This is a genomic window from Neobacillus notoginsengisoli, assembly GCF_003515685.1.
Lineage (GTDB): Bacteria > Bacillota > Bacilli > Bacillales > Cytobacillaceae > Bacillus_D > Bacillus_D notoginsengisoli.
In genome coordinates this window covers 48,511-72,289 of sequence record NZ_QWEG01000015.1, presented here as the reverse complement: position 1 = coordinate 72,289, position 23,779 = coordinate 48,511, and the positions used below count along the sequence as shown (strand labels likewise).

The 23,779-nt window shown below is 45.0% G+C and carries 22 protein-coding genes and 1 riboswitch; of the genes, 10 read left to right on the top strand and 12 right to left on the bottom strand.

The annotated features are described in order from the left end of the window. Positions 1–82: IS3 family transposase (locus D1B31_RS25245; RefSeq protein ID WP_142922562.1), on the top strand; the 82-nt coding region annotated here is incomplete at its 5' end. A 65-nt stretch (positions 83–147) separates the two neighbouring features. Here the strand turns inward: D1B31_RS25245 and D1B31_RS19990 are convergent. From D1B31_RS19990 to iadA, 3 genes are all read right to left on the bottom strand, one after another. Continuing rightward, the gene (locus tag D1B31_RS19990; RefSeq protein WP_118923748.1) at positions 148–2,163 is read right to left on the bottom strand and encodes an ABC transporter ATP-binding protein; all 2,016 of its coding nucleotides are present in this window, start codon (positions 2,161–2,163) and stop codon (positions 148–150) included. After that, a complete protein-coding gene (locus D1B31_RS19985) occupies positions 2,160–3,917 on the bottom strand; it encodes an ABC transporter ATP-binding protein (RefSeq protein ID WP_118923746.1) in 1,758 nt (585 codons plus the stop codon). Before D1B31_RS19985 ends, D1B31_RS19990 begins: the two co-directional genes overlap by 4 nt. 739 nt (positions 3,918–4,656) lie before the next feature. Further along, positions 4,657–5,832: a beta-aspartyl-peptidase gene (gene iadA, locus D1B31_RS19980; protein ID WP_118923744.1), complete on the bottom strand. Its 1,176-nt coding sequence runs from the start codon at positions 5,830–5,832 to the stop codon at positions 4,657–4,659. A 208-nt stretch (positions 5,833–6,040) separates the two neighbouring features. Between iadA and D1B31_RS19975 the strand changes: the two genes are divergently transcribed. Both D1B31_RS19975 and D1B31_RS24665 read left to right on the top strand, forming a co-directional pair. Further along, entirely contained in the window at positions 6,041–6,364 is a 324-nt protein-coding gene (locus tag D1B31_RS19975; RefSeq protein ID WP_118923742.1) for an HPr family phosphocarrier protein, read from the top strand. Positions 6,365–6,471: 107 nt separating this feature from the next. Then, positions 6,472–6,621, top strand: coding sequence for a hypothetical protein (locus D1B31_RS24665; RefSeq protein ID WP_192894810.1), 150 nt, complete (start codon positions 6,472–6,474; stop codon positions 6,619–6,621). Positions 6,622–6,697: 76 nt separating this feature from the next. Here the strand turns inward: D1B31_RS24665 and D1B31_RS19970 are convergent, their stop codons facing one another. Further along, positions 6,698–8,785: a transglycosylase domain-containing protein gene (locus D1B31_RS19970; protein ID WP_118923740.1), complete on the bottom strand. Its 2,088-nt coding sequence runs from the start codon at positions 8,783–8,785 to the stop codon at positions 6,698–6,700. A gap of 161 nt (positions 8,786–8,946) precedes the next feature. After that, the gene (locus D1B31_RS24465; RefSeq protein WP_158587627.1) at positions 8,947–9,114 is read right to left on the bottom strand and encodes a hypothetical protein; all 168 of its coding nucleotides are present in this window, start codon (positions 9,112–9,114) and stop codon (positions 8,947–8,949) included. A gap of 181 nt (positions 9,115–9,295) precedes the next feature. On the opposite strand from D1B31_RS24465, the gene D1B31_RS19965 reads away from it, so the two are divergent. Beyond that, positions 9,296–9,805, top strand: a complete 510-nt coding sequence (locus D1B31_RS19965; protein WP_118923738.1) for a universal stress protein — start codon at positions 9,296–9,298, stop codon at positions 9,803–9,805. Between the two features lie 19 nt (positions 9,806–9,824). On the opposite strand, the gene D1B31_RS19960 is transcribed toward D1B31_RS19965, so the two are convergent. The 5 genes from D1B31_RS19960 to D1B31_RS19940 form a co-directional block, all read right to left on the bottom strand. After that, the gene (locus D1B31_RS19960) at positions 9,825–10,280 is read right to left on the bottom strand and encodes a helix-turn-helix transcriptional regulator (RefSeq protein ID WP_118923736.1); all 456 of its coding nucleotides are present in this window, start codon (positions 10,278–10,280) and stop codon (positions 9,825–9,827) included. 138 nt (positions 10,281–10,418) lie between these two features. Next, entirely contained in the window at positions 10,419–10,571 is a 153-nt protein-coding gene (locus tag D1B31_RS19955; RefSeq protein ID WP_118923734.1) for a FeoB-associated Cys-rich membrane protein, read from the bottom strand. A 227-nt stretch (positions 10,572–10,798) separates the two neighbouring features. Next, positions 10,799–12,802 (bottom strand): ferrous iron transport protein B, encoded by a 2,004-nt coding sequence (feoB, locus tag D1B31_RS19950; protein WP_118923732.1) that lies wholly within the window; start codon positions 12,800–12,802, stop codon positions 10,799–10,801. Then, entirely contained in the window at positions 12,803–13,033 is a 231-nt protein-coding gene (locus D1B31_RS19945; RefSeq protein ID WP_118923730.1) for a FeoA family protein, read from the bottom strand. A 227-nt stretch (positions 13,034–13,260) separates the two neighbouring features. Next, complete coding sequence (locus tag D1B31_RS19940; RefSeq protein ID WP_118923728.1) at positions 13,261–14,679, bottom strand: amino acid permease; 1,419 nt, start codon at positions 14,677–14,679, stop codon at positions 13,261–13,263. A 407-nt stretch (positions 14,680–15,086) separates the two neighbouring features. Here D1B31_RS19940 and D1B31_RS19935 point away from each other — a divergent pair, with 407 nt between their 5' ends. The 3 genes from D1B31_RS19935 to alr all read left to right on the top strand — a co-directional run bounded on the left by D1B31_RS19935 (position 15,087) and on the right by alr (position 19,082). Then, positions 15,087–16,319: a PucR family transcriptional regulator gene (locus D1B31_RS19935; RefSeq protein ID WP_118923726.1), complete on the top strand. Its 1,233-nt coding sequence runs from the start codon at positions 15,087–15,089 to the stop codon at positions 16,317–16,319. A 134-nt stretch (positions 16,320–16,453) separates the two neighbouring features. After that, entirely contained in the window at positions 16,454–17,587 is a 1,134-nt protein-coding gene (gene ald, locus D1B31_RS19930; protein ID WP_118923724.1) for an alanine dehydrogenase, read from the top strand. A 298-nt stretch (positions 17,588–17,885) separates the two neighbouring features. Continuing rightward, positions 17,886–19,082: an alanine racemase gene (alr, locus tag D1B31_RS19925; RefSeq protein ID WP_118923722.1), complete on the top strand. Its 1,197-nt coding sequence runs from the start codon at positions 17,886–17,888 to the stop codon at positions 19,080–19,082. A gap of 74 nt (positions 19,083–19,156) precedes the next feature. On the opposite strand, the gene thiT is transcribed toward alr, so the two are convergent. After that, on the bottom strand, positions 19,157–19,738 hold the full coding sequence (gene thiT / locus D1B31_RS19920) for an energy-coupled thiamine transporter ThiT (RefSeq protein WP_118923720.1): 582 nt from the start codon (positions 19,736–19,738) through the stop codon (positions 19,157–19,159). A 171-nt stretch (positions 19,739–19,909) separates the two neighbouring features. Further along, positions 19,910–20,016, bottom strand: a riboswitch (TPP riboswitch). A gap of 178 nt (positions 20,017–20,194) precedes the next feature. Between thiT and D1B31_RS19915 the strand changes: the two genes are divergently transcribed. Next, complete coding sequence (locus tag D1B31_RS19915; RefSeq protein ID WP_118923718.1) at positions 20,195–21,100, top strand: cation diffusion facilitator family transporter; 906 nt, start codon at positions 20,195–20,197, stop codon at positions 21,098–21,100. A gap of 47 nt (positions 21,101–21,147) precedes the next feature. On the opposite strand, the gene D1B31_RS19910 is transcribed toward D1B31_RS19915, so the two are convergent. Continuing rightward, the gene (locus D1B31_RS19910) at positions 21,148–22,425 is read right to left on the bottom strand and encodes a dicarboxylate/amino acid:cation symporter (protein WP_118923716.1); all 1,278 of its coding nucleotides are present in this window, start codon (positions 22,423–22,425) and stop codon (positions 21,148–21,150) included. 209 nt (positions 22,426–22,634) lie between these two features. Between D1B31_RS19910 and D1B31_RS19905 the strand changes: the two genes are divergently transcribed. Together D1B31_RS19905 and D1B31_RS19900 are read left to right on the top strand one after the other, a co-directional pair. Next, positions 22,635–23,183 carry a GNAT family N-acetyltransferase gene (locus D1B31_RS19905; protein ID WP_118923714.1) on the top strand — a complete coding sequence of 183 codons (549 nt, stop codon included), beginning with the start codon at positions 22,635–22,637 and terminating at the stop codon, positions 23,181–23,183. Positions 23,184–23,323: 140 nt separating this feature from the next. Next, positions 23,324–23,758: a MerR family transcriptional regulator gene (locus tag D1B31_RS19900; RefSeq protein WP_240035362.1), complete on the top strand. Its 435-nt coding sequence runs from the start codon at positions 23,324–23,326 to the stop codon at positions 23,756–23,758. Positions 23,759–23,779 lie beyond the last annotated feature (21 nt).

Here is a 23,779-nt window from a genome sequence, read left to right as displayed (position 1 = left end):
CATACACTTTTATAATCATAATCGATACCAAAAACGATTAAACGGCCTTAGCCCCATGGAATACAGGACTAAAGCCGCTTAGCTTGTTTTTATTATTTCCACTGTCTACTTGACAGGGGGCAGTTCAAAATCTCCAAGCGTTTTTCTTTACCCCGCCAAATTCCCTTTCCCAAGCTGAAGCTGGTACATCTGGTAGTAGCGGCCTTTTTGTTCCATTAATTCGTCATGGTTGCCTTTTTCAACAATCTGCCCCTTGTCGAGGACGAGAATTTGGTCGGCGTTCCGGATGGTTGAAAGCCTGTGGGCGATGATGAAGGTCGTCCTCCCTTTTTTCAAAACCTCCATCGCCTCCTGGATGACGGCTTCCGTCTCACTGTCAATGCTTGACGTGGCTTCATCCAGAATTAAAATCGCCGGATCAAAGGCGAGCGCGCGGGCAAAAGAAATGAGCTGGCGCTGCCCGCTTGAGAACGTCGCCCCCTTTTCCGTCACCGGATCGTCATAGCCATTCTCAAGGTTTTTGAAAATCGCCTCCGCACCGACATCTCGAAGCGCCTGTTCAACCCGCTCCCTTGAAATCGAAGGGTCGCCAAGGCTGACATTCGAGGCGATCGTCCCGGTGAACAAGTACGGATCCTGAAGGACAATGCCCATCTGGCGGCGGAGCGCGTGCCGTGTAATTGTTTTGATATCAACACCGTCCACAGTGATCGACCCTTTTTGGCAATCGTAAAATCGGAAGAGTAGATTCATGATCGAGCTTTTGCCAGAGCCGGTGTGGCCGACGAGTGCGACCGTTTCCCCTGGACGTGCTTCGAAATCGATATTCTTCAACACCCATTCCTCATCTTTATAGGCAAAAGACACGTTATTGAAACGGACATTCCCATTGTAAGCCGGCAAGTCCGCCCCGTTATCTTCCTCCAACGGTTCATCCATCAGTGTGAAAACCCGCTCCCCTGCAACCAGTGCCTGTTCCAGATTTGCCAGCTGGTTGACGACGCCGACGACAGGTTCAAACAGCCTATTAATGTAATCAACAAATGCGTACAGCATCCCAAGCGAAATAGCCGTTGACGCACTTAAAGCCTCACCGCCGAAGTACCAGATGAATCCAACAAACACAATATTCCGGAGCACATTCACAAGGTTGTGGGAAGTCATCGAATTTAAATTTAATAACCTATTTTGATTTTTGAAATGATCGATGTTCAGCTTTTCAAAATCATCCTTCGTTTCCTTCTCCCTGCCGAACGCCTGGATGACGTTCATGCCTTGGATGGACTCATTGACCATCGCGTTAATCTCACTGTTGCGCGACCTGATTTTATGGTTGTACTTTGACGCGAACTTTCGGTAAATGAGAATCCATGCATACAGAATTGGCAGCAGCAGAAGGCAGATTGCCGCCATTTTCGGGCTAAGGATAAACAGCGCGATGTAAATGCCGGTAATATAAATAGTACTCGTAAAAAACGTTGAAAGCACGGTCACATACAGTTCGCGGATTGCCTCCGTATCGTTCGTAATCCTGGCGACGACTTTTCCGGCCGGCAAATTGTCAAAAAAGCGGACCGGAAGTTTTTGAATATGGCTGAAAACATCCTCGCGCATTTTCTGGATAATCCTGTTGGCGGATTTTTGCAGCATATAGCGCTGCCAATACTGGAAGAAGCCCGATACGACGAGTAGGCCAAGATAAATGCCAAGCAATTTAATAATCTTAGGCAATTCAGGCTCCGAAAACTTGATCACATCACCAGCGGAAAGTAGCGTGGCCGGATAAGTGTCAGCTGCCCCGTTTTTGGCAATCGTTAGGGTGCCATTTTCATAGCTTCGCTTCCCGTCCGTTTTAACCGGCTCCTCCACTAGGACAAACTTGGTCCCTGCCTGGAGAATACGGACCTGCTTCCCTTTTTCCTCCCCGCTTGCAAAATAGCGGTCACGCTTATAATAGCGACCGTCGAATTCGACAGCCTCCTTCCCTTTTCCTGTTTCATGCCATGTTGACTCAATCCCGAGTATATGGACATCAATGACCCGTTTGGCTATGAATGGCCCTGTCAGGTCTGCGGCGGCGGAGATGGTGAGCATCGCCAAGGCCGCCAGGATGATCATTTTAAACTGGAGTGCATATTGAACTAATCTTTTGCCTGTCGTCATATGGACACCCCCTCCTCTACCGCTATTTCCGCCTGCTGGCGTTCGAATTGTTCCTTGTACCAGCCGCCCTTGGCCATCAGTTGTTCGTGTGTTCCCTGTTCAACGATTTTTCCATCTTCAAGGACAATGATTCTGTCTGCATGCATGACAGCCGACATCCTGTGAGTGGTAATGACCGTTGTTTTGCCAGCACGATCTGTGCGGATATTTTCGATGATTTTTTGTTCCGTCTTCGCATCGACGGCTGATAGCGAATCGTCCAGGATCAGGATTTCTGGATCTTTAATTAAAGCGCGGGCAATAGAAATCCTCTGTTTTTGCCCGCCCGATAATGCCACGCCTTTCTCTCCAACAAGCGTTTTAAGCCCTTCTGGAAGATTGCCCAAATCTTTTCGGAATGCGGCAGAATCGATTGCCCTCTGCAGCTCTTCTTCTCCGGCCTCGCGGTTACCAAATAGAATATTTTCACGGATGCTCCTCGAGAAAAGAACATGGTCTTGCGGAACATAGCCAATCCAGCTGCGCACTTCCTCAAGCGGCTGTTCTTCTATCGGGACATCTGAAATCGCAAGCTTTCCTGTGCCTGCCGGATATTCACGCAAAAGCTGTTTAATGAATGTTGTTTTGCCGCTGCCGGTCTTACCGACGATGCCTAGCGTTTCACCCTGCTTTAGCTCCACATTGATTTCCGACAAATTATCGTGTTTTGAACTCGGATAGCGGAACGCTACATCTTTAAATTCAATGCTGTCCGGTGAATCAACTGCAACTGGCTGCGCAATGTTTCTGACATCTTGCTTATAGGATAGGATTTCCTGTACCCTATCCAGAGAAGCATTGCCGCGTTGCATGATGTTGATCATTTCGCCAACGGCAAACATCGGCCAGATGAGCATCCCAAGATACACATTAAAGGAAACAAGTTCCCCCAGCGTGATTTGCTGGCTGAAAACCAATTTTGCCCCGTAACCAAGCCCAATCATATAACTGACTCCGACGAGGATTTTAATCGTCGGCTGAAAAAGCGAGTCTACTTTTGCTACGGCAAGATTTTTTGCAAAAAGCCCTTCCGTCAGTTCGTGGAAGGTTTTCTTTTCATTTTCTTCCTGGACATACGAGCGGATGACCCGCACGCCTGCGATTGATTCAAGAACCCGGTCATTTAAATCACCAAATGCATCCTGGGCCTTCATAAAACTTCCATGGATTTTTTTGCCGTAGAGATTCATCAGGACAGCCATCACAGGGAGCGGAAGGATAGCGACGAAGGTGAGCTTCCAGCTGATTGTTATTCCCATGGTTAACAAGATGGTCAGCATCCAAATGGTCGAATCCGCAAGGGTCAAAATCCCAAATCCTGCTGTCATCGAAATTGCCTTAATATCGTTCGTTGCCCGGGCCATCAAATCGCCGGTCCTGTTTTTTTCAAAAAAGGGCGGCGCCATCTTCAGCAAATGGCCCATAAAACGGCTCCTCAGCTTCCGTTCAACGAGGTATGCACCGCCGAATAGCTTGTAGTGCCAAATGTACGTAACCAGATAGGAAACGACTGTTATGGAAGACAGAATCAGCATATAGCGCAGAATGAGTCCTTTTGCCATCACTCCGGTCCGAATATCATCAATCTCCATCCCAATCAGTTTTGGCGGCAGAATGTCAATCAGCCCGGCAATTGCGAGTAGAACGATTGAAACCGTATACCGCCTCCAATTTTCTTTAAAAAACCAGCTTAACTTTTTCAAAACAGAAAACATGCTTGTATCAACTCCCCTTTGTTAAACAAACCCCGCCATGTCAATGAGTGTCAGGAAAACACCAAAAAGGACATACCGCAGCAATGCGATATGTCCCGGAACGGTCATTAAGATTAAGAGACAAACCATGTTGCGCACCTTTTGGAAACGCAACCAGCCTGCCTTGCTGTGCCTAAACCTATGAGGCGGCAACAAGCGGAAACAGGGGCAGGGTGCACTTCCAATCATATTCAGCTGTATATGAATTTCCAACAATCCTGAGCATGATGCGCACCTCCTTTTCCCATTTTGTTTTTTCCTTATTATACCTTGTAAGGGTACCACTGGTGCTCGCGCTTTGTCAATTTAAAATTTTAGACAAAATTCTATTTTCTGAATAAGATGGCGATCTGCTGATTTGCTCGGCTGGTTTAAGGTACGCGTCTCAAAGACCGTTTTCCTGGAAAGTCTTCGCTACAGTCGTTGAGAAGCCGTCTCTAAGACCGTTTGAGTGAAAAATACTCGAAACGGGCTTCGAGAACCCAACTCTAAACCCATATAAGCGAATCTATCCCCACTTCGGGCACAGAGAACCCCTCTCTAAACCCAAACAAGAGAATAAAGCCCCACTTCGGGCTTAGAGAACCCCTCCTAAAACCCGAAAAAGCGAAAAACACCCCATTTCGGGCAAAGAGAAGCAAAGGGACGGTTCCAGCGCTTCATTCGGGTCCCGAATGAAGCAGTGGAACCGTCCCCTGCGTCATGAAAATGTTCCTTTTACGATTGCCTGGCCGTTTTCGACCATCTTATGGCCCATGGCGAAGACGTCTTTGATGGTGAGGTCTTCTTTGTCGAGGAAGACGAGGTCGGCGTCGCGGCCTTCGGTGATCATGCCTTTTCTGTTCAGCTTCAGTATGGCTGCGGGGTTTTGGGTAATGACCCGGAGGGCGACTTCAATTGGAACTCCTTCCTGCATGATAGCGTCGCGTACCTCGTCATAAAGGGTCGAGACGCGGCCAATTTTAAGTCCAAGAAGTTCTCCGAATTCATCGAAATCCGGCAGGCTTGCCTGTCCGTCGGAAGTGAACGTAATTTGGGAAATATCAATATGCTGGTCGAGCATTCTCCTCAACCCTGTCGAGCATTTTACTTCTCCCTCATCAAAAAACTTCGGTGATGAACTCGTCGTAAAATCAATATAGCCGCCTTTTTTCGCAAAGCGGATTCCTTCCTCGAATAAATGCTGATTCCGGTTCATATGCGTCGGCTGGAATTGTCTGATCGGGATATCAGTTTTTTCAACGACCTCCTCAAGAACCTTGAGGTGATCATAGCTGTCACCGACGTGGACGTTGACGATCCCCGCTTTTCCTGACAAAAGCCCGCCAATTCTCGCCGCGGAAGCGATTTTTGCCATTTCCTCCGCAGTCGGCTGGGATGACCGGTGGTCCGCAATCGCAACTTCCCCCGCTCCAATAATTTTGTCGACAAGGATGATATCATCCTCAATTTTGCCAGTAAGGGTCTTTACAGGGACTTGATAAGAACCTGTATGAATGTAGCAAGTAATCCCTTCTTCATCAAGGGCGCGCGCTTTGGCGATCAGATTCGTCATTGTTCTGGTTGTCCCGTCTGTCCCAAGCACACCGATAACGGTGGTGACTCCTGCCAGAGTCGCATCAGTCAGCTGAAGTTCAGGCGTCCGTGTCCTATAGCTGCCCTCTCCACCGCCGCCGGTAATATGTACATGCCCATCAATGAACCCGGGGACAACGTATTTTCCCTCAGCATCCACAACGTTTACTTGTGCAAAATTTCCATCAGGAACGTCAATTTTTTCAGAAATACAGCCGATTTTTTGATCAATGACCAATAAATCCTTCTTTCCAAGGTAATGTGGTGCATATATTTCGCCATTCTTAATCAAGGTCAGCATCTGCATTCCCCTTTCCAATTAAGATTACAATTTGGTACAGCACTATATTTTTACTATACCCAACATAAGCAGAATGTGGCAAACAACCCATCCTTCCCCGCCATTAGACCCATGACTAACAGGGGGGAACGAGGTTTGGGTTTCTGGAGCACGGGTAAATAAGTAACACAATACAGCGCTAAGACTAATAGAAAAGGAGAATAACAAGATGAAAGAAATAATGTCTGCAAATGTGATTATCCTAAATAAATTCCATATGAAAAGAATGCTCGATATTTTCCAAGCGGCCAAGCAGTTCAACGGCTCTACTTATCTATATTGCAAAAATAGGACGGTTGATGCCGCGAATCTGCCGAAACTAGTCTCGTTCCTACTCACAGTCGAGACAGGTACAGCTTTGAAGATCATTGCCGAAGGTGAAAATGTCCAGAGGCATCTCGACGAAATACAGAACATCTGCACTTCCGAATTTTCTATTTTGCAAAAAAGCAAAAAACGATTTCTCAACAACACTGAAACATTCCAGATTTAGGTGGTGCGAAGATGATTAGAGGCATCCTTACATTAATTGGGGCAATCGTCGTCATTTACTTGCTGATCAACTGGTTAGGATAATAAAATGAAAAGAGGTGTAAACAAATGGAAGAAAGACGAAATGTGGAAGTCAGGAAAGAAAAGCATTCCGATAGCTCCCGTGTCGGCAGTACTTTCATCAAATACGCCGCATACTTGATTATCTTTTTCGGCGTCCTTTGGTTCCTGATCAACTATATACTGCCTAAGTTTTAAGGACAGGGCTGAGGCCCTGTTTTTTATTTCCTCCTTTTGCCAAAATGAACAGGCGGGCAATCCGCCCGCCTGTCTTTTAGTCATCATCCTTCTTCTTCTTTTTCTTTTCCTTCTCTCTATCCTTCTCTTTTTTCTTCTCTTCTTTCTTAAGTTTCTTTTCCCACTTTTCCCGCTCTTTTTTGGCCCGCTCCTCCCACTTTTTCGCTCCTTCATTTAGTTCATTCCAAAATTTCTTTCGTTCCTTGGCTTCCTCTTCCCGCTTCCTTTGTTCAATTAACTCATCTATATGCTGGACATTGAAGCTGGCAGGCTTCGTCCCCTCAAGTGCCTGAGTCATGAAGCTTTTAAATATTAAGGCTGCCCCTTCACCACTTGTTGTCGTTAAATAATGTTTTTCATCAGTTTTATCGTAGCCGACCCAGACAGCCCCGACGTAATCAGGGGTATAGCCGACAAACCACTGGTCCTTCACACCTTTGATGCCCGGGATATCGACTTGCGTGGAGCCTGTTTTTCCGGCAACTTCCCTGTCTTCAATCCGTGCGCCCTTTCCGGTTCCATGGTCGACAACCCCAAGCAGCATCGTATTCATTTTATCGGCCACTTCAGGAGTCGTCACTTTCGTTTTCTGCGCTTTCCGTTCAGCGACGATGTTGCCAGAAGGGTCTTCAATCCTGATGATTGTATGGGCATCCATTTTTTCACCCCTATTGGCAAAAACAGAAAACGCCTCCGCCATTTGTTTCGGTGAAACCCCGGTATGGAGCCCGCCAAGCGCGACTGCCAGGTTCCTATCTTCCTCATCAAGGGGAAGTCCAAATTGCTTGATTGAATCCAGCCCTTTTTCTATTCCAAGTTCGCTTAAAAGCCAGACAGCCGGAATATTTTTTGAATCCTTTAAGGCTTCATACATCGGAATATCTCCTGAAAACTGGCCGTTATAATTATTCGGTTCATAATTGCCGAACTTCATTCTTTCATCCTTGACCATATCGGTGATCTCCCAGCCTTCTTCAAGGGCGGGAGTATAAGTCGCAATCGGCTTAATGGAAGAACCTGGCTGTGCCTTTAACTGAGTTGCTCGGTTATAGCCGCGGAAAACATGCTCACCGCGCCCCCCAATAAGAGCCCTAATCCCGCCTGATTTTGCATCAATCAAAACTGCCCCGCTCTGAACTGGACGCTCATTTCCATCAGGGAACAGCGAATCATTTTTATACGTTGCTTCCACAGCCCCCTGCATATTCGGGTCGAGCTCTGTATAAATTTGATATCCGCCAGTCAGCAGCTCATCCTGGGTAAATCCATATTGTTTAATTGCTTCTTCAAGAACCGCATCGACATAATACGGATATTTGCCAGTAAAGGGATCCTCACTTTTATCGACAAGAACGACTTTTTCTTCCCTCGCTTTATCTGCCTGCTCTTTTGAGATAAATCCATGCTCTTCCATCATGGCTAACACAACATTCCGCCGCTTTACCGCTTTATCCAAGTGCTTGTAAGGATTCAGAGCGGACGGAGCCTTAATCAGCCCGGCGAGAAGCGCGGATTCACTCAATGACAGATTCTTCACTTCCTTGCCAAAATACTTTTTCGACGCACGGTTGATCCCCCATGCACCATCCCCGAAATAGATCGTATTCAAATACATTTGCAAAATGTCATCCTTTGAATATTCCTTCTCAATCTCCCTGGCAAGCATAACCTCCTTCATCTTCCGGCTATATGTTTTCTCTGCATCCAGAATCGCGTTCTTTGTAAGCTGTTGTGTAATCGTACTGCCTCCCTCAACAACTCCGCCGGCCGTTACATTTCGGAAAAAAGCTCTTGAAATTCCAATCAAATCAACCCCATTATGTTCATAAAATCGATGGTCCTCAATGGCGACAACAGCATTCTTCATATCATCCGGAATTTCGCTTATGGGCGTTCCTTCACTTTTATTTGCGGTTACCTTGCTGGCTACCTCACCTTGCACATCGTAAATGACGGTTGCCTGGTTCAATTCATTCTTCAATGTAGAAATATCGGCATCTTTCGAAAAGAAGAAAAAGGAGCCCAGCAGGCCGAGAACCAGTGTAGATAGCGATAGGATGATAATCTGGTTCATGTGCCACTTCTTCCAATTTTCTATGATTCCGCTGAATAATATCTTTCTCATAACGTCCTCCTGTATAAAACGCACAGTTGCTATTTCCTGCCATGTTGTTCGTTTCCTTATCATGTACCCTCCTAAGGAAAACTCTACACCCACAGTCGTTGATGTTATTTCAGGAATCCATACCAAAAAATAAAAAGCATCCGATTTTCTCGTCTGCTTTTTTAGTCATATAGTCCGGCATGTTCACTTTCTTCAGCCTGTTGGCCATTCAATTCCTTGTGAAGGGATTCCATATACATGTACACAATTTGCTTTACCTTATCATCCGCTTCGATGATATCGAGATGTTGCAGGCATTTCCTAATAATGGGATGGATATGGGTAGACAATGCAAATCACCTCATTTTCCCTTTTGCCAAAAACTTCGTAATCCCCTTCACCGTTTATGGGGGTATAAACAGTTCTTTTAAAAAGTTAAAAACTTATTGAATATCAATCCGATTAAAGGGTAAAAGATAGTATACAGAATGTTAAGACAATTTACTTAAACTGAGCAAAGGAGGGCAGCGTATGTCCAAACAATTCAGGAAAATTATTTTAGCTTATGATGGAAGCGAGGGCAGTGATAAAGCTCTTCAGCTTGCTGCTTCTTTAGCAAAGGACCAGCAGCAAACACAGCTTACTGTTGTGAACGTTTATGATGAAAAGATTGAAACGCGAAGAGTTGATCTCGCGGGTGAGACTCCGCTTTCCCTGCAAGGTTATATGATTGAAGGGATGCCGACTCCTCCGGCTGCACTCGGCTTCAATCAGACGGAGCCTTCTACACAGGCGCTCATTACAAACAGCGTCGATCAAATCTTTTTTGAAGCACAAAGGCAGCTGGGGTCGGTAAATACGAGCTTTCAGGTCCTTGAGGGTGATCCCGCCGATAGCATATGCGCCTACGCTGACGAAGTGAATGCCAATTTAATTATTGTCGGCAGTTCGGGAAAAGGGGGGATTAAAGGGTTTTTGCTGGGAAATAACACCGAAAAAGTCGCCCGCCTCGCCCCTTGCCATGTGTTGATTGCAAAATAAGCCGGTACAGCACTCCGGCTTATTTTCCTTCAGCCAGTTCAGCAAAACGATGCCGGGCTGTCACTTCATCAAATGAACTGTAAATCCGGTAATGCTCCTCATCGACGATTCGAAAATGCTTGCTTAATATATTCTGCTGCATAATATACCCATTCTTCCGTCTGACTTCTCTCCACCAGATTTTCCCGCCAAAAGTCTTTCCGCGCCGGTAGTCGATTCCTTCCCTCGCTACTGTTTCCAGCACTTCAAGCGGTTCATTCCCAAACAGGAACTGGACGGTTTCTGTTTCGCGAAACAACGCGCATACCGTTACTACTGTTGACCAACCTGCCAGCACCCTGCCCTTTTCAATCTGGACGAGAGTCTTTTTTGAAACACCAATGATATCGGCCATCTTATCCTGGGTATATCCAGCTTCGGTCCGGATGAGCCGAAGTTTTTCGGAAACTTTTTCAATAATTTCGTCCCTAGTCACAGAAAAACCTTCCTTCATGTTTCTTAAGTGTAATTTTACACAATTATTCCCGAAAAGAAAAGCTGTCCGTCCATCATAAACAAAAACTGCTGTTAGGATTCAGCAGTTTTTGAAAAAATATTCAATGAAACGATTTGTTTACTTTTCGGAAGGTCCGCACGTACCACTGGAACAGGAATCAGATATTGAGCATGCCGCACACTTGCCCTTCTTTGACCGATTAATGAAACGGACAAGCGCCCAGCCCGCATAACCGAAAATGGCTCCGCCGATGACAATATTCACAACCATAGCAATTCCTCCTCTTTTAAGAAAAGTGTAAGCGCCTCGTGACAGGCAAAAAACCGCCTGCCCCTGCGATGATGATTCTAGGAAGCTTCCCTTTGTGGTCAGCGCCGTATGGACTGGAGGGCCCCGATGGAGATAAAGGAAACACGATGAGCCGAGGCGAATCGATGTTGACTTATCGTAGCGAGGGGACCGAAGTACACTAGGCGCTAGGCGCTGGAACTAGACATTTAAACAAGCCCGAGCAATTTTCCGCCCTGGTAAATGACAAGGCACAGAAGATACGCAATGACAAATGCATAGCCCATTGAGAACGCCGTCCACTTTTTCGAACCAGTTTCTTTATAAATCGTGGCGACTGTCGCAAGACATGGAATATAAAGCAGAATAAAGGTAATGAAGCTATAAGCCGCCAATGGCGTAAAGTAGGCGGTCATCAAGCCCTGAAGCTGTGCTTCCGTTGGGGCAAAATAAATGATATTCATAGAGGAAACAATTGCTTCTTTGGCGAGAAATCCAGTCAGGAGGGAAGCCCCCGCCTGCCATGTTCCAAAGCCAATCGGTTCAAAAATCGGGGCGATCAGCCCGCCGATGGCAGCCAGGAAGCTGTCATCCATCTCCACCTTGATTCCTCCAGGCCCTACATAAGACAAGAGCCAAATCGCCACAGATCCCGCGAAAATGAATGTCCCGGCTTTTTTAATAAACCCTTTCCCTTTGTCCCATGTGCTTCTCCAAAGTGCCTGGAATTGCGGAAGCCGATAGGGTGGAAGTTCAATCACAAATAGCGATGCTTCCGACTTAAGGATTGTTTTCGAAAATAATTTTGCCAACATGAGGGCAACAACAATGCCAATGATATACAAACTGAGTACGATACTAGCACTGTGGGCTGAGAAGAAAGCGCCGACGAATAAAGCATAAACCGGCAACCTTGCCGAACATGACATGAGCGGAGTCATCAGGATTGTTAGGAGCCTCTCCCGCGGGGTTTCAATTGTCCTCGCAGCCATAATTCCAGGCACATTGCAGCCGAATCCAATCATCATCGGAATGAAGGCTTTTCCATTCAGCCCCACTGATTCCATAATTCTGTCCATCACGAGGGCGACGCGCGCCATATAGCCAGAATCCTCAAGCAATGAAATAAAGAAGAACAAGATGAAAATCTGCGGTACAAATACTAGGACGCCGCCAACCCCGGCAATTAACCCTTGATTAATTAAATCATGGATGAATCCGGAAGCTCCCGCTGCATTCAGCCCCGCATCCGCCCAGGAAGCAATCGGGCCTGTAATGAACGCATCCAGCATATCCGACAGCGGCGAGCCCAGCCAATCAAACGTCAGCATGAACATCACGTACATTAACAGCAGGAAGATCGGCATACCAAGGAACCGGTTTGTCACAATCGAGTCGATTCTCTCGGAAAGAGGAACGACTTCTTCCTTTTTCCGCACAGCCTCAGCAGCTATGCTGTCAATAACAGTCTTTCTTTTTACAAAAATAAGATGGGGAAGCGCAGCCTTCGTTCCCTTTTCCTTTAACTTGGCTTCAAGACCAGCAACAATTGCCTGTATTTTTTCGGGGTTTACGATTTCTTTCAAATAGCCATCAACATATTGATTTCCTTCAAATAGCTGCAAGGCAAGCCATCTTGCTGAATGAGGGGTTTTCCCTTCAACTGCCTCCGCTATTTCACTCACAGCCTCTTCAATCTCAAGTCCATAATAGACAAGATTTTTCTTAGGCGGCAGCGCATGGCTTGTGACAGCGACATCTTGTAATGTATCACAACCTTTTCCGCTGCGGGCGATAACAGGAACGACCGGGATACCAAGGAGCCCGGACAGCTTTTCAGCATCAACATGTATGCCTCGGCTGTTTGCCACATCAATCATATTAAGGCCAATCAAGGTTGGCTTTCCGAATTCAACAAGCTGGAGGGTTAGATGAAGGTTCCGTTCAATTTGGGAAGCGTCAAGAATGTTCAGGAGACGGTCAACCGGTCCCTCAAGGAAAAATTTCGTGACAACTCCCTCATCCTTTGATAAAGGATTCAACGTATAAATACCCGGCAAATCGATGAGACGGCCCTGTTTATTCCGAAAAACACCTACTTTTTTTTCAACAGTCACCCCGCTCCAATTGCCCACATACTCATATGAACCTGTCAGATGATTAAACAATGATGTTTTTCCGGTATTAGGATTGCCGATTAACGCAATTTCCATTTAAACCCTCTCCAGTTCGATGCATTTCGCTTCCTTCTGCCGTATTCCTACACACTGCCCGCACGATTCAATCATTATCGGTCCACCGAAAGGCAATTTGCACTTCACGCATATCTCACTGCCTTCCGTTATGCCAAGATCGAGGAGCCTCCTTTGGACAAGGCCGTCAACAAGGGAAATGTCTTTAATTGTCGCTTTTTCACCCGGTTTCAATTGAGCCAGCATATTCATCATCCTTAACGTTCATTTTCAAATTGTACTCGTTTTCAAACCCTAAATGAGAATGATTCTCTTTCTTATAAATTAATTTTAACATCCATTTAATAGGTTTTTGTAGTAGTGATTGTGACTATTGTGTTAAACATAGTCTACAAGTTCAATGGCGGCTTTTGGCAAAATAAAAACCGCCGGAGGAAATCCCCGGCAGCTGTCATTTTTCGAATCATATTAATTTAAAATTAACCGGCTCTTTCTTCCGAGATGAGGTCCTCATTACCATCTTTCGGTTGGGCGCCCCGTTTATGGAAGCCCTTGAAAAAGTATACGGCAGTTAATAGAACAAGCCATATCGGCCCAACAATGACCGCAATCCTTGTATCCGCGCTGTAAGCCATCAGCGCAACTACAAACGCAAGGAATGCAAGCGCGATATAAGAAGAAAATGGATAAAGCGGAAGCTTATATTTTAATACAGCAACCTCTTTTGCATTAAGGCTTTTTCTATATTTCAGCTGTGACAGCAAGATAACTCCCCATGTCCAAATCGCTCCGAAAGTGGCTACACTCGTAACGATCATAAAAACTCTTTCGGGTACAAGGTAGTTGAGGACAACCCCCACTAGCAGGACAGCCGCAGATGCAATAACCGCCAGTCCCGGTACGCCTGATTTTGTCACATTCCCAAACTTTTTAGGTGCCTCTCCATGGCCCGCCAGATTAAATAGCATCCTCGCTGTGCTGAAAATTCCGCTATTACAGGATGAAAGGGCGGCAGTAAGGACGACAAAGTTGATAATCCCCGCAGCAGCTGGGATGCCAATCTGTTCAAACGTTAATACAAATGGACTTCCCTTCGTCCCAATTTCTGACCAAGGATAGATGGACATAATCACGAACAGCGCACCGACATAGAAGATAAGGATTCGCCAAAACACAGTATCAATGGCACGGGAAAGCGATTTTTCAGGATTTTTAACTTCTCCCGCAGTCACCCCGATCATTTCAATTCCCAGGTAGGCGAATAAAACCATTTGTAAGGAAAAGAGCACTCCTTTTATTCCATTCGGGAATAGTCCCCCATCGTTCCAAAGATTGCTGATACCGGTCGCAATACCCCCATTGCCAATTCCAAAAGCGATCATGCCCACTCCAGCGACAATCATCAAAATAATCGTGACGATTTTAATTAATGCGAACCAAAATTCAAGTTCACCATAGGCTTTGACCGCAAGAAAATTAATCGATGCCATGATGACAAGGGCTGCAAGGGCCCAAATCCACCTTTTTACATCCGGGAACCAGAATTCCATATAGACGCCGACAGCTGTAATTTCAGCCATGCATGTAACGACCCAGAGAAACCAGTAATTCCAACCGGTAATGTATCCGGCAAGAGGGCCGAGATAATCCCTTGCATATTGGCTGAAAGAGCCGGCGACCGGCTTTTGGATCGCCATCTCCCCGAGCGCCCTCATAATAAAGAACATAATCATTCCTGCAAATGCATAACCAAACAATATCCCCGGGCCTGCCATTTTAATTGCTGTTGCGGAACCTAAAAACAATCCTACCCCAATTGCTGCACCAAGAGACATTAATGTGATATGTCTTTCTTCAAGCCCTCGATGCAGTGTGTTGCCCTGTGTTGATTTGCTCATGCTTTATCCCCCTGTTTTTAGCCATTGCCTGATTTCCGGCTTCCTTTACCCCCATAAAGGAAATCACAAACCAAAGCTTGGCCAAATTCATTTCTCCCATTTCTATTTTTAAAATCGTAAAAAAATAGACTTAATCCTAGGACCAAACGGCATGTTCGTTTTGATATAATTCTTTTTATACAGTCAATTTTTAAAATTTGCAATAAAAAAATTCTGGTTAAATGGTTTTTATCCCCTTCCCCTTGTTAATATGACAGCGCTTTCAATGCATTTGGGTATTTCTTGAAACGATTGTACCATGTTCAAAAAACAGATATCTTGTGGAAAAATCAAAAAATAGACTAATAGAATTGTGTAAATCAACAACAATAGGCCTGCTGAGAGGCGGGCTTTGGGAGGTAGCTTTAATGACCGTACTTGTAAAAGATATGTTTAAGACTACTTTTGACAGCCTGGAAGAATTTGCAGAAACAATCAGCATTGCAATTCAATGCCCAGTCACAATTGAAGATGCAAATCACCGTCTGATCGCCTACAGCAGCCATGACGAACAGACAGACTCCGCACGAATTTCAACGATAATCAGCCGGAGAGTCCCAGAGAAAGTAGTCAATCAGCTTTGGAAAGACGGTACAATCCCTTCCCTGCTTAAAACGTCTGATCCTGTCCGCGTCAGCTGTAATCACGAAATTGGCCTTGGTGACCGCGTAGCGATTTCCATTAGAAATCAGGAAGAGCTGCTAGGTTTTATTTGGGCGCTTGAGGTTGGCAAAACATTGGGCGATGAGGACATGCGTCTATTAAAAAGTGCCGCTGAAGCTGCGAAAAGCAAATTGCTGCAGCTTCAAATCCGGAAAAATAAAAAAGAAGACAGAAAGCAGGAGTTTTTTTGGAAGCTTCTTACGGGACATTTGAAGGAAGAAGAGGAAATTAGTGAAAACTGTAAACTGCTTCAATTAAACTCAACGACTCCTTTCGTGATTGCGGCATTTGATTTTGGCAGGAATATTACAAGCAGGGAAGAAAAAAGAATTTCTTACTTGCTGCATACTTATTCTGATATAAAACCTCTTCTTCATACGATTGACTGCCATTTGCTCATTTTGCTTATTGCGACGAACCAGGACAATCACCAATCGGATATTGCAGGAAGATTTTATGGTTCTTTTGCCGGCAAGCTCGCCAGCCATATAGACGAGAGGGTTTCAATTTGTCCAGCCTTCAGTTCCCCATATGATGATTACCGGAATACAGAAAAGGCCTACAAGGAAGCGCTCGCTGTTTTATCAATTAAAGAAAAATTTCCTTTTGAAACAGGAAAAATCCATAGTTATCAGAAACTCGGAATCTATCAATTAATGGATATTATCATGGAAAGCCGCAAACATACAGGTTATGAAAATCCTTCCATAACCAAGCTGGAAAAATACGATAAAAAAAACAATACTAACCTTGTAGAAACACTTGAGGAGTTTTTAACAAAGGACGCCAATGTAAACGATGCAGCCAGAGCATTGAATATACATGCGAATACGTTAAACTACAGGCTCAAGCGGATTTCGGAAATCGCGCAAATAAACTTTAAGGACCCGAATCAGAAGATGCTCCTTTACTTGGACTTGAAACTGGCAAAATTCTAATTGTCCGTCCTTTTGTGGAAATCCACAAAAGGACGGCTTTTCTTTTTTTATTCTTACCAATGAATTAATAGCCAATCCAATTTATACTAATTTCATACCAAATAAATGGTGATGACAAAGGGGAGGTAACAACAATGATTATTGGTGTTCCAAAAGAAATTAAAAACAATGAAAACCGGATAGCGTTAACCCCGGCAGGAGTCGTTTCTTTCACAACCTCAGGCCATAAAGTATTGATTGAAAAGGATGCCGGGCTAGGCAGCGGGTTTTTGAATGAAGCGTACGAGGAAGCTGGCGCGCAGATAATTGAAAGCGCTTCCGATGTGTGGTCACACGCTGATATGATCATGAAAGTAAAAGAGCCTCTAGAAAGCGAGTATGGTTATTTTCGCCCAGGGCTGATCCTGTTTACTTATCTGCACTTAGCTGCTGAGCCTGCTTTGGCAAAAGCGCTGACAGAAAAAGGCGTAACCGCCATTGCTTATGAGACAGTCGAGGTAAACCGGACTCTGCCATTGCTTACACCAATGAGTGAGGTAGCCGGAAGGATGGCTGCTCAAATTGGCGCGCAATTCCTTCAAAAAACGAATGGCGGCCTTGGCATCCTCCTTTCCGGAGTTCCCGGGGTAAACCGCGGCAAGGTCACAATTATCGGTGGCGGGATTGTCGGGACGAACGCGGCAAAAATGGCTGTCGGTCTAGGAGCAGATGTCACAATCATTGATTTGAATGCAGACCGTCTACGCCAGCTTGATGATATTTTTGGCGCCCAAATTAAAACACTTATGTCTAATCCATTTAATATTGCCGAAGCTGTCGCAGAAGCGGACTTAGTCATTGGCGCTGTCCTTATTCCAGGAGCGAAAGCACCGAAGCTTGTTACAGAGGAAATGGTCAAAAACATGAAGCCTGGCGCTGTTATTGTAGATGTTGCCATCGATCAGGGCGGCATTTTCGAGACAAGCGATCATGTAACAACCCATGACAACCCAATTTACTTAAAGCACGATGTGGTCCATTATTCGGTTGCGAATATGCCTGGTGCTGTTCCACGCACTTCGACAATCGCTCTTACAAATGTAACGGTTCCATATGCGCTGCAAATTGCCAATAAAGGGGTATGTAAAGCGATTGTGGATAATCCTCACTTAAAGCTTGGCGTAAATACAGCAAATGGTGAAGTGACTTATGAAGTAGTGGCAAGGGATCTTGGCTACACTTATATGCCGGTAGAAACTGCCCTTGAAAAAGAACTGGCTTCAATTTAATACGGTTGATTTCCACTCCAGGCGCTTCGCTTTCCGCGGGGCGTCAGTGGAGCCTCCTCGGCGCTTTGGCGCCTGCGGGGTCTCCACCTTGCCGCTGCATCCCGCAGGAGTCTTCGCGCCTTCCGTTCCAATCAACCAGCTTTAGAACCTAGCTTGTATTAAATTCAAGTTCAATCTATTTAGCCAATCCCATTTCTCTAAGTCTGGATTTATATTTTTAAACATACACACGGTATAGCTCAAAAGGAAGCTGCCCCTCAATGGAAATGAGGGGCAGTTTTTAAAAGGGGGATTTTGAGTGAAGTTCGACAGTTTCAGAGATACATGGGCAGAAGTTTCATTGAATGCAGTGAGAGGTAATCTCCATCAATTCCGAAAATTCATTGGCCAGAGAGTGAAACTAATGGCCGTCGTAAAAGCGGATGGTTACGGCCATGGAGCAGTAGAGGTATCAAAAGCTGCTATTGCTTCTGGGGCTGATTATTTGGCTGTGGCCATTTTGGATGAAGCCCTGGAATTAAGAGAGGCTGGCATCAGCCATCCCTTGCTCATTCTTGGCTACACGCCCGAAAGATCGGTCCGCACGGCAATCATGAATCAAATCACACTGTCAGTTGCAAGTATGGATATGCTTGATTCTATCATTACTCAAGCACAGCTGTTGAAAATGACAGCTGGCATCCATTTGAAAATTGATACGGGAATGTCGAGGTTTGGTGTTGTTTCACAAACAGAGGCAGTGGAAATGGCCCTGAAGGCTGCCTCATCAAACTATATCAGGTTGGAAGGAATCTTTACCCACTTTGCAAATGCCGACAGTCCCGATGCCTCCTATACTCACCTTCAGTTCGAGCGATTTCAGCGGGTTCTCCAAGGCATAAAAGAGGCTGGCGTCGAAATACCACTCCAGCATTGCTGCAACAGCGCCGCGGCTATGAACTATCCATCTATGCACCTTGATATGGTACGCATCGGCATAGCCTTATACGGATTATATCCCGATTCAACACTTAAAAAACACCCCATCCAACTCAAACCGGCGATGGCGCTGAAAACAAAAATTTCAATGGTTAAAGAAGTCCCTGCTACCCAGCCGGTTGGCTACGGATGTACATGGACCACTTCACGGGATTCTATTCTGGCAATCTTGCCTATTGGATATGCGGATGGGTTTTCCAGACTTCTATCAAATCGGATAAATCTGCTTGTACATGAACAATCCGCACCGCTTGTTGGCCGTGTGTGCATGGACCAGGCCATATTGAATGTTACAAAAATCTCAAGTTGCCAGCCGGGTGATACGGTAACGATTTTTGGACGTGACGGTTCAGCTTTTCAGTCTGTAGATGAAATTGCTGAGAAAATCGGTACAATAAATTATGAAGTGGTCTGCATGGTGGGCAAGCGGGTTCCTCGATTATTCATCGATTCCCGCGGCAATGAGATTGAGCTTGATCAACGAAACACTCACCCTTTAGTGATTGGTGCTTCATAAGAGTGAAAAAGGAAAAGGGGGGTTCCCTTTTCCTTTTTTAACGGTTTTATTATAGTTTATTGGTTTAGCAATTCCTAGCTGGGGCTTGAAATCAGCCTTGGTGATGCATTGAAGACAAGGATGACGATGATTGAGCATAAAATAGCATTCGGAAGCATATACGACCCATTATACAAGAATGAAAAAAGGGCAGCTGGTGTTCCTGCCGGAGCCGAATCGGCAAAGAAAACAACACCGCCAATAAAATGTGCGATAAACCTTAAGGCGCTCCCTAGAAAAATTCCTGCTACGATTAGGGACATCCAGCGGGTGCGCTCCCCTTCTCCATTGGCTTTCCTAATAGAATCTACAAAAACCCCTGCAAAACCAACAACTGTAAAAGCAACAAAGTAATCAAGTGCCCCTTGTACAGGATGGATGATATACGCCTGTCCAAGCGCTATCTGCAGCAGACCTAGCAAAAACCCTGTCAGCAGCCCGCCTTTTAATCCCCATCTGTATGCCATTAAAAAGATTGGCACCATGGCAATTGATAATGAACCACCCTGCGGCCAAATTTTAAATGAAAAAAAGCTTGCCGCGAGGTCCAATAAAAATGCCAGCGCAGAAAAAATGGCAACCTCTACCAAAAATAATGTCTTTCTTTTTTGTTCCATAAAAACGTCTCCCCCTTTTTGTCCGGGACAGGTGCGGAAGTTCCCGCGTAATCCCATCCTTTTCCGGAGTATCCGTTTGAAAGCTTCCTTTCGCTATCGGGTATGCCTTTCGGGCAGTTTTGGCCAAATAAAAAAGCAATACAAAAACGCTTAAAAAGGGTCCTGTATTGCCATTATGGCATGCCACATCCCTACGCTAGCGTTAACTAACAGGTTCAAAGGGTCAGAACTCCTATCGTTCACTCTCAGCCGCCAAGACAGCTCCCCTTGTGGAAGTATTCAATTGATATCCATTTACATTATACTATTCTCCCTGCTTTTTGACAATAATAAGCAACGCAGGCCTGTTGTTTTGATAAGGTTCATTTGGGTATTGCCTTTTTAAGATGGTAAAGTTGATTACGGATTCCTTTTTTTGATAAGGTAAATACGGACAAACGCTCAGGGGGACAGCAGATGGAAAGGGACAAGCAATTGAAAGCAGGAGAAACAGGCGCATGGGTAAGCATTATTGCCTACATCTTGCTTGCTTCCTGTAAGCTGGCAGTTGGCCGGTATGGAAATTCAGAAGGATTAACCGCAGACGGCCTCAATAATATGACCGATGTTGTTGCCTCCATTGCAGTATTAATCGGGCTTAAAATTTCCCGGAAACCACCCGATAAAGATCACCATTACGGCCACTACAGGGCGGAAACCATTGCTTCCCTGTTTGCGGCATTTATTATGCTCGGTGTCGGCATTGAGGTTCTGATCAATGCGGGGCAATCTTTTTTTTCTGGAGAAAGGCCGGTTCCAAATTGGCTGACAGCCTGGACTGCACTCGGTTCGGCCGTCGTCATGCTAGGTGTTTATGCTTATAATAGGCGGCTGGCAAAAAAAATCGACAGCGCCGCCATTTACGCAGTCGCCCAGGATAACCGTTCCGATGCCTTGGTCAGCATTGGCGCACTCGTTGGGATTCTTGGTGCAAGAATCGGAATCATCTGGCTCGATAAGTTAGCCGCCGTAGTAGTCGGACTGATTATTTGCCGAACTGCATGGGAGATATTCAGGGATGCATCACACGCCTTGACAGACGGTTTCGATGTCACGAAAGTTCCAGAACTGAAAGAGACGATACAGCAGACTGCCGGGGTAAAAGGAGTCACAGAAATCAAAGCCAGGACACATGGCAACCAGACCTTAATTGAATCGACCATCCTCGTCGATCCAAAGCTAACTATTATTGAGGGACATGCAATTACAGAGGCTATTGAAAAGGGACTAAAGAAAAAGCATGGCGTACGCTATGCGATTATCCATGTTGAACCCTTTTGGGAAACAGAACACGATAGTCCCAAGAGAAATAAAAAAAAATAGTCAAAAACCCGTACTTTTCGAAAAAAAGTACGGGTTTTTTTATGCCTTTATTTTTCTTGAACGATGGAAGGAGTTTGCTTTGAAAGGTTTCTTTTCCCACTCTCTTTTTCCCTATCCATACGCCGCCTTTCCCCTTCAGCGACTACAACGGCGCAGGAAGCGTCACCAGTGATATTGACAGCTGTCCTTACCATATCAAGCAGCCTGTCTATCCCGAGGATGAGTCCAATTCCTTCAACCGGGAGATTAACTGATTGCAGGACCATAGCCAACATGATCAGTCCGACGCCGGGAACCCCCGCCGTACCAATACTGGCGAGAACAGCCGTCAAAATGACAGTCAAAATTTGTGTCAAGCTTAAATCAATGTTATAGACTTGAGCGATAAATACTGTCGCAACCCCCTGCATGATTGCTGTACCGTCCATGTTAATCGTCGCTCCAAGCGGCTGGACGAAACTCGAAATAGGCTCGGGAACCTTTAAATTTTTGCGCGCGGTTTCCATGGATACCGGTAGAGTAGCATTACTGCTGGAAGTACTAACAGCTACACCAATGGCTGGCGCAAAACCTTTAAAAAATTTAAGCGGGCTCATGTTCCCCAGGAAATAGACAGCACTCCCATAAGTAACGAATGCATGAATAAACAGTCCGAGCAGGACAACTATCATATAAACTCCCATGGACTTAATAGCACTCAGCCCTTGGCTTCCAATAGCGGACGCAATTAATCCGAATGTACCATATGGAGCGAATTTCATTACGATATTCACTAAATACATCATAATTTCATTGCCCTGTTCAATGACATTGTAAAATCCTTTTGTTCTTTCACCGAGGGCGGTAAGCGCAAGTCCAACAAAAATAGCAAATACAATGACTTGAAGCATATTCCCGCTCGCCAGCGCGTCAATTGGGTTTGTCGGGATGATATTCAACAGCGTTTCACTGACCGGCGGGGCTTTTTCAGCACTGAATTCAGCGGATTTCGTATCGAAATGACCGAGCTTTCCAGGCTTGATTGACAACGCCAAAATCAGGCCGATGACAATCGCGAGGGCAGTTGTCACCAGGAAGTAAGCGATTGTCTTAATGCCCATCCTTCCAAGCTTTTTCGGGTCTCCAAGTCCGGCGACACCAAGGATGATTGAAAATAAAACGAGTGGCACAACTAGCATTGTAATCAGGCTGATAAATATCTTACCAGCCGGGTTGAATAAAAATTTATCCAAGATATTAAATACATCCATTGCGTATAAGTTTAGTAATAATCCTGTAATCGCACCTGCCAATAGCGCAATGATAATCTTTGTTGTCAGCTTCATATCCATACCTCCTGTTTTTCCATATTGGCTAATTTCATAAAATAGACTAAACTCTTCTGTACATCCATTAAACCGAACAGATTTTTTTCTATTTTACAGCATTCGATTTAATGCAACAGAATTTGATTTTAAATACCCGTAAAACACGCAAGACAAACTGGCAAGTTTTTATTCATTTTCTTTTCAACCAACAATAGGGGGGATTGTTGATGTTTACATTTAAAGTTGACGCGGAAATAGAATTGCAATTATTTCAATTACAAGATTGCAAACGGTTATACCATTTAGTTAATACAAATCGGAACCATTTACGGGATTGGCTTCCTTGGGTGGATGATATGTCAAGCCATTATCAGTATGAAACAATTATTCCTATGTGGCTGAAACAATTTGCCGATAATAATGGCTTCAACACTGGTATTTTATATCACAGAGAGCTGGTCGGCGCAATAGGTTTCCACTATATTGACTGGAGAAACAAGCATACGTCCATTGGCTATTATTTGGCAAAAAATGCGGAAGGTAACGGGATCATGACTCGCTCAGTCCAGGCTCTCCTGAATTACGCATTTATCGATCTTGGATTGAACCGAGTTGAAATCCGATGCGGGGAAGGCAATAGTAAAAGCCGCGCCATACCTGAGCGTCTGGGGTTTACGATCGAAGGGAGAATCAGGGATGGGGAATTTTTATACAATAAGCCACATGATTTGATTGTGTATGGAATGCTGGCCAGGGACTGGAACAGAAAATTATAGAAGGTGGATTCGTTTTTCGTTATATAATGCCGGTTTTGCATCATAAGAAGGCCATTTTCGCATAAACTAGATTACATTATGATCTAACTGCCACGTTTGACTGTACAGTTTGTTTTCCATTATAATTATCTTAATTTTACTTGTCGAGGTGGTATGATGGGGTTATCTATCGAATTGGCGAATTAGCAGTGAGAGCCGGGGTTTCCAAGAGAACCATTGATTACTATACGTCCATCGGTCTTTTGAACGCTGAAAGAACCCGCTCCAACTACCGTCTTTATGATGATGAAGCACTCAGTGATTTAAAATATATCGAAGAATGTAAAAGCATGCACTTTCCCCTTGAAGAGATTAGGAGAAAGCTAGAAATCAAGAAGGCGGGAATAATTCGCGAATCGGAAGTTTGTGAACAGGCTTATTCGGTTGCCCAGCAAATGAAGCAGCTGCAGGACGATTTAACTGCTCTTTTGCCTCTTATCCGGAAACTGGATGCACAAAAGAGGGACTCTGTATCGAGGAACCTCAATCAGGAATGTTCGGCACTTTTGCAATCACTAAAGGAACTGACGAGTTGATTTTGAAATTACCAGGAGGTG